Here is a 1,340-nt window from a genome sequence, read left to right as displayed (position 1 = left end):
TCTCCGTAAGTTGATAGGCGGCCCGGGAGGGCCGGATGTGGCTTATGGGGTCTTGCCTTCAGTGGCTCCTGAGGAGTGGCCGTCCGGCTCTCCGGGGCGCCCTGGCTGCTGATTGAGATGTGCGCTCTGGTCGCTGATTACGGAGATGACAGCGGGGTGTTCCTCGGGCCGACGGCATGCTGTGGGAGCTGAGGAGGGGCGAGTGAGCAAGCGACGGGCCCGGGTCTGGGCCGGCATCGACGCGGGCAAGGGGCACCACTGGGCCACGGTGGTCGACGAGACCGGCGCGACCCTGTGGTCGAAGAAGATCGACAACGACGAGTCGGCGATCCTGACCGCGCTCGGCGAGATCCTGGAGCTGGCCGGCGAGGTGTCCTGGGCGGTGGACATCTCCGGCACGTCTTCCGCGCTGCTGCTGGCCCTGCTCGCGGCCCACGGTCAGCGGGCCGTCTACGTGCCCGGCCGCACGGTCAACCGCATGTCCGGCGCTTACCGGGGCGAGGCCAAGACCGACGCCCGCGACGCCTATGTCATTGCTGAAACGTCGAGGCAGCGGCGGGACTTCGCTGCCATCGATGTGCCCGCCCAGCTGGCGGCGGACCTCGCGCTGCTGACCGCCCACCGCTCCGACCTGGTCGCCGACCGGGTCCGGTTGATCAACCGGCTTCGTGATGTGCTGACCGGTGTCTTCCCGGCTCTGGAGAGGGCTTTCGACTACTCCAGCCACAAGGGCGCCCTGGTTCTGCTGACCGGCTACCAGACCCCGGCCGCCATCCGCCGCCGTGGCCGGGCCCGTCTGACGGCCTGGCTTGCCCATCGCAGTGTCCGCGGCGCCGACGCCGTTGCGGCTGCCGCTTTGGAAGCCGCCCAGGCCCAGCAGACCTCGCTGCCCGGCGAGGACGTCGCTGCCCAGATCGTCGCGGATCTCGCCACGCAGATCCTGGCCCTTGACGACCGGCTCAAGCGGATCGACAAGCAGGTCCGCGAGACGTTCCGCAGCCACCCGCAGGCCGAGGTCATCGAGTCCGTTCCTGGCATGGGCCCGATACTCGGGGCGGAGTTCGTCGTTGCGGCAGGTGACCTGACGGCCTACACGGACGCCGGCCACCTCGCCTCGGCGGCCGGGCTGGTGCCCGTCCCGCGAGACTCCGGCCGCCGGACCGGCAACCTGCACCGGCCCAAGCGCTACAGCCGCCGCCTGCGTCGGGTCTTCTACATGTCCGCGCAGACCAGCATCATCCGGGAAGGGCCGAACCGGGACTTCTACCTCAAGAAGCGCGGCGAGGGATGCAAACACGTCCAAGCCGTCATCGCCCTGGCCCGACGACGCGCCAGCGTCC

At 69.9% G+C, this 1,340-nt stretch carries 1 protein-coding gene; it reads left to right on the top strand.

The features are described 5' to 3' along the window. Window positions 1-202: 202 nt before the first annotated feature. A partial coding sequence (locus AB0F18_RS39265; protein ID WP_362070349.1) for an IS110 family transposase occupies window positions 203-1,340 on the top strand: 1,138 nt, incomplete at its 3' end.

The sequence above is a fragment of the Streptomyces sp. NPDC029216 genome, from assembly GCF_040648015.1.
Taxonomy (GTDB): Bacteria; Actinomycetota; Actinomycetes; order Streptomycetales; family Streptomycetaceae; genus Streptomyces.
The sequence above is the reverse complement of the archived record's forward strand: the minus strand, read 5'-3'. Positions and strand labels throughout refer to the sequence as shown.